At 65.8% G+C, this 4,915-nt stretch carries 5 protein-coding genes and 1 pseudogene; 1 reads left to right on the top strand and 5 read right to left on the bottom strand.

The genetic code is table 11. From position 1 onward, the window contains the following. Positions 1-99: 99 nt before the first annotated feature. Positions 100-692: pseudogene (locus tag AC1D1W_RS19880) on the bottom strand (SDR family NAD(P)-dependent oxidoreductase). Positions 693-759: 67 nt separating this feature from the next. Then, positions 760-1,833 carry an alkene reductase gene (locus AC1D1W_RS19875; protein WP_476944604.1) on the bottom strand — a complete coding sequence of 358 codons (1,074 nt, stop codon included), beginning with the start codon at positions 1,831-1,833 and terminating at the stop codon, positions 760-762. Positions 1,834-2,002: 169 nt separating this feature from the next. Between AC1D1W_RS19875 and AC1D1W_RS19870 the strand changes: the two genes are divergently transcribed. Next, positions 2,003-2,605 (top strand): TetR/AcrR family transcriptional regulator, encoded by a 603-nt coding sequence (locus AC1D1W_RS19870; RefSeq protein ID WP_028276654.1) that lies wholly within the window; start codon positions 2,003-2,005, stop codon positions 2,603-2,605. 135 nt (positions 2,606-2,740) lie between these two features. Here the strand turns inward: AC1D1W_RS19870 and AC1D1W_RS19865 are convergent, their stop codons facing one another. The 3 genes from AC1D1W_RS19865 to AC1D1W_RS19855 form a co-directional block, all read right to left on the bottom strand. Further along, a complete protein-coding gene (locus AC1D1W_RS19865; RefSeq protein ID WP_476944603.1) occupies positions 2,741-3,634 on the bottom strand; it encodes a response regulator in 894 nt (297 codons plus the stop codon). A 289-nt stretch (positions 3,635-3,923) separates the two neighbouring features. Continuing rightward, a complete protein-coding gene (locus AC1D1W_RS19860) occupies positions 3,924-4,373 on the bottom strand; it encodes an SRPBCC family protein (RefSeq protein ID WP_459384580.1) in 450 nt (149 codons plus the stop codon). Between the two features lie 53 nt (positions 4,374-4,426). Next, the gene (locus AC1D1W_RS19855; RefSeq protein WP_476944602.1) at positions 4,427-4,618 is read right to left on the bottom strand and encodes a hypothetical protein; all 192 of its coding nucleotides are present in this window, start codon (positions 4,616-4,618) and stop codon (positions 4,427-4,429) included. Between the last annotated feature and the right edge of the window lie 297 nt (positions 4,619-4,915).

The following is a 4,915-nucleotide window of genomic DNA, read 5'->3' as shown; positions in this document are numbered from 1 at the left end:
ATGTGACGTGAAGGCCAAAGCACCAGGCGATCGATTCGGGTGAGAGCATCGGTGCCACCGCGCTCACTTTTGGTGAACGCGGTGGCACCGGTTGTTCCCTTACGCGTCTGTGTCCACCAACTGCGGGTAGACCGCTTCGAGGGGTGCGCTGAGTCCGGCCTTGAGCTGGACAGACGTGCCGTCGGCGAGGACCTCGTACTCCCCTGCCTCAGTGGCGTCGAACACGGTGCGCACCAGCACGGCCGGGTCGAGCTTCGGGCCGGTGGCGTGCGCGGCCATCGCGGTGTCGACGTATGCGACGTGGACGCCGACGACGTGCACGCCGGCGGGAGCGAGTTCGAGGCGGAGGGAGTTGGTCGCGGACCAGAGGGCGGCCCGAGGAAGTTCGTCTCGACGTTCCTGCGGATCTCCTCGTCCGTGTGGGTGAGGATCCCGGCACTGGAGACCGACGCGCCGGCGTTGTTGATCAGCACGGTCACATCCGGTGCCGCCTCGACCGCTGCCTGGATGGAGGCCGGGTCGGTGACGTCCAGGGCGAGCGGAACGATGCGCTCGTCGTTCCAAGTGCGGGGGGTGCGGGCGGACGCATAAACCTTTGCAGCTCCCCTGGCGAGGGCTTCGTGCACGAACTGCGTGCCGATTCCGCCGTTGGCTCCGGTGATGAGGACGACTGCTCCGTTAAGTGAGGGCATGGCTGTTTCTTCTTTCTGATCGGTACGGGGTATGTAAGGTCGGCGGCGGACGGCCCGCGGCAGACGATTAGGCGTGTGCCAGGGCCGGATAGTCGGTGTACCCGGCCGCGCCGCCGCCATACAGGGTTGCCGGGTCCACCTCGTTCAGTGGCGCACCAGTGCGCAGTCGCTCAACAATGTCGGGGTTCGCCAGGGCGAAGCGGCCCAGCGGCGCGATGTCCGCGAGCCCGGCGTCGATGTCGTCGGCAATCTGCTCACGGTCGCGCCCATAGCGGACGACGAGGGTGGCTGCAGGCCACGCGTCGCGGAAGGACCGCAGCAGTTCGTCGTCACCGAGGTGGTGTACGTGCAGGTACGCAAGGTCCAGTGTGGCGAGTTCGCCGACCAGGTGGCGGTACTGTGTCCGGACGTCGGCGGGATCCCCTTCGTTGATTCCGCCCAGCGGGAACGCCGGTGAGATGCGGATGCCGGTCCGGTCTGCCCCGATCTCCTCGGCCACCGCGCGGGCGACCGCGACGACGAACCGGGACCGGTTCTCCACGGATCCGCCGTATTCGTCCGTGCGGTGGTTCGAGTTGGGCGAGAGGAACTGGTGGAGCAGGTACCCGTTTGCGCTGTGGATCTCCACGCCGTCCGCTCCCGCTGCGATAGCGGAGGCTGCGGCGTGGCGGAACCCGGCGATGGTGGCCTGGATGTCTTCGGCAGTCAGCTCACGCGGCACCGGCGTCTTCTGCGGGCCCGTTGGAGTGAACATGTCCTGCTCGGCCGAGATCGCCGATGGGCCAACGGGCTGACGGTGGTGCGGGGTGTTATCCGGGTGCGACATCCGGCCGACGTGCATCAGTTGGATGAACAGGGCTCCGCCGCCGGCATGGACCGTGTCGGCGATCTTTCGCCATCCCTCGATGTGTTCGGGAGTGTAGATGCCGGGGGTGTTCAGGTAGCCCTGGCCGTCCTCGGACGGCTGTGTGCCCTCGGTGATGATCAGCCCGAGCGAGGCGCGTTGGCCGTAGTACTCGGCGGCCAGTTCCCCGGGGGTGCCGTCCGGGTTTGCGCGGCTCCGGGTCAGCGGGGCCAGCGCGAGCCGGTGCGGCAGCCCCACATTGCCGAGGGTGAAGGGTTGCCAGAGGGAGGAAGTCATGTGTGCGGTCCTTTGCGTCGCGGGTAATAGCGCCACCACTCCGCCGGGACGGAACACCGGGGTTCGGCCCTTGCGTGGGAGAATGAACGAAGGAACACTCGAACCCACACAGTAGTGACTACACTCATAACTGAGTGCAGTCAGAATCTATTCCGGAGGATCCATCACCATGTCTCTCGCCTCCCAGCCGGTCGGACGGCGCGAGCGGAACAAGCAGCAGAAGCTGGACCGCATCACGGCCGCGGCAAGCGAACTGCTGGCCGAGCACGGCATCGAGGATGTCACGACCCAGCAGATCGCCGACAAGGCGGACATCGGCACCGGGACCCTGTTCCTTTACGCGAAGACCAAAGGCGAACTCCTCCTCCTCGTGCAGAACGCACACTACGCCGAAGCGCTTCAGCAGGGTCGGGCTGATGCCGAAACCACCCCGGATATCCTCGATGCGGTGCTGGCAATCGTACGGCCGATCGTGGAATGCAACCGCGTCCAGGTCGACAACGGACGCACGTACCTGCGGGAAATGGTCTTCGGTGATCCCGCGGAGCCCCGTCACGCTGAGGCCCTCTCCATCGTCGCGCAGACCGAGGAGGCCATCGCTGCCGTCCTGGGCAGGCAGGAGCTGCCTCGTGCGCAGGATGCCGCTACGACGGCCCGCATCGTCAGCGCCATCATGTTCCTCAGCATGGCAGCGACCGTGAACGCCGCATTGAGCATCGACGAGATTGTTCAGGACATCCGGACCCAGGTCGGCGTACTGCTGTCTCGCTGACACAATCAAGTGCTCGCACTAACGCCCGGTGTCCACCGATTGCCTGGGGTCGTGGATCGGCAGAAGAACGGCCACCGCTACTGTACTGAATGCGCAGCCTCTCACCGGGAGCGCGGTTCGCGGCATTCCGGGTTTTTAAGTCCGGCCGGGCAGCAGGTGGGGTCCCATCCGATCGGTCCGGGCCGCCATGAGTGCGTCGGTAAGCCGCCGGACGCCCCTTGCCCGCACTTCGTCTGTGGGCGGCACGGTGCAGGACTCGCTGGTGCAGGCCAGCAGCGCTGCCGTGACCTCCGCGATCAGAGCCGGGGATGGGCTAAACCGGTATCCGCCGTCGGCAGGGTCGTCAGAAGAATTCAGCGCCCTGGTGATGAACACGGCGGCCTGCGTCCTGCTCGCCATGCCGAGTTTCCTCAGAATGGTTGAGGTCAGATTCTTCACGGTCTTTTCCGCCAGCGACATTTCCTGGCTGATCTGGCGGTTGGTCAGCCCTCTCCCCAGTCGGATGGCGGTATTCATTTCCTGTCTCGTAAGGGTCAGGAGTCTCCTATCCAGGGACTGGGTTGCGGGCCCGACGAGCGGGGTAACGAGCGCGGTCCGGAACCGGCCGCTGTACGCGGTGTGCCCGGCCAGGGCACGGCGGATGAGCCTGAGCTGTTCGCAGCTGCCGTCCTGTTTGGACAGGCACCCCCATGCGCCGGCCAGAATCGAGTCGATCAGCACGGTTTCGTTGGCATCTCCGGTCATCAGGAGGCACCGGATGGTCGGGTCCGCCGCAGCGATGGCCCGGCACACGTCGGCACCTGAACCGTCGGGGAGATCATCGTCAAGGATGACCAGCTCCGGGCGGAGGGCAGGGATTCGCCGGAACGCCCGGCGCGCGGATCCTGATTCTCCGGCGATGCTGAGACCATCGGACTCCAGTAGATGGCGCAGGCCCCGTCTCACGACCTCGTGGTCGTCCAGCAGATAGACGCCCCGGCCAGCCAAAGGGGGCGGCGGGTGGATTTCCGGTTCAGCCATCATCGCCATTACGTTCCTTCGCTTTTAGGGCACCGAAGGCGTGCTGGATGATCCCGTCCGGTCCCCATCCAGCGTGCATCCATGCGCACACTGCCCGACAGGCCCCACAGTAAACCGATAGTGCCGACCCAACAAGGGCCCGCGGGGGTGGATCCGTGGCTTTTCTGAAGGTGTTCTGCAGACAACCGGTGTCGTAACCTCAGACCGCCACTAGAGGTCCGTCGGGGAGTATGGCCCAGAGCACGCTCGGGCAGCGTCGGGCGCTCTTGGACACTGCACGCTTCTCCGATGGCGCTCATCATCCCGTGGTTCGAACGTGTCGGCCGAGGATTTCGGCGCGTTTCCTGACCGCGCTAACGTAATCGGTGAAAGCCTGCTGCGTGTCGGACGCAAACTCCCGGAGCAGCAGCCCGCAAAGCGGGCCAGTGAACTCTTCTCTTACGAGCAGGTGCGTCATGCCGCCCACCGGTTCAAGCGTGAAGGTGCGCACCCCGGTGAGCAGGCCCAGAGGCAAGCCCTGGGTCCAGGTCATCACCTCGCCGGGCATCTGCTGCACGCGCAGCCGGAAGGTGCGCTCCCCTCCGGTGTGGGTTCGGATTCTGATGGTGCCACCGTTGCGCAACTCGCCCCTGATGTGCGTAATGCCGGATTCCCAGACGGTGAAGTTCCGTGCATCGGTGATGACGTCCCAGACGGTGGAGCTTCGGGCTTTGATCAGTGTCTCGGCCCCGACCGAGTGCCTGGCCATGCTGTGACCCCGGCCGAGAGGGCGCCGGGTTGTGGGCACCTGGTCTGTAGACATCAGCCCGTAACCCAAGGCATTGGCCGCGGGACCGGACCGCCGACGCGACCAGCCAGGCATCGRCAGGCTCCACGGCCGATAGCGCCGGCAAGGGACAGCGCCGCGTTCTGGACGGCCATGACACCGCAGCCCTCCGCGGCCGGCAGATCGTGCATCACCAGCACGACGCTCCCTGCTGATTCTTCAGACAAGGGGTTCTCCTTTTCTAAACGGAGTGACAGCCGGATAGTAGCCCGGCTTCCTGTGGGCAGCCAGAGAGTCCACTGATCGGGTTATGCCTCGCAGCCTCGGCCGGTCCGAACCGCCTGCGGGAACGCCCCGGCGGCTGGCAACCGGCCACCGTGCCGCCCAATGGCATGGAGCGACAGTCTGGCGGTTGCGCGGAAGGACACCGCACCCTGGTCGAGGACTAAGACACCACCTCGTCGATGGTCATTGCATCTGCTGCCAAGCGGTGCTGGGTCGATGGCGCTCTCAGACCAGAGCCT

It is taken from the genome of Arthrobacter sp. P1_B4, assembly GCF_056406555.1.
The sequence above is the reverse complement of the archived record's forward strand: the minus strand, read 5'-3'. Positions and strand labels throughout refer to the sequence as shown.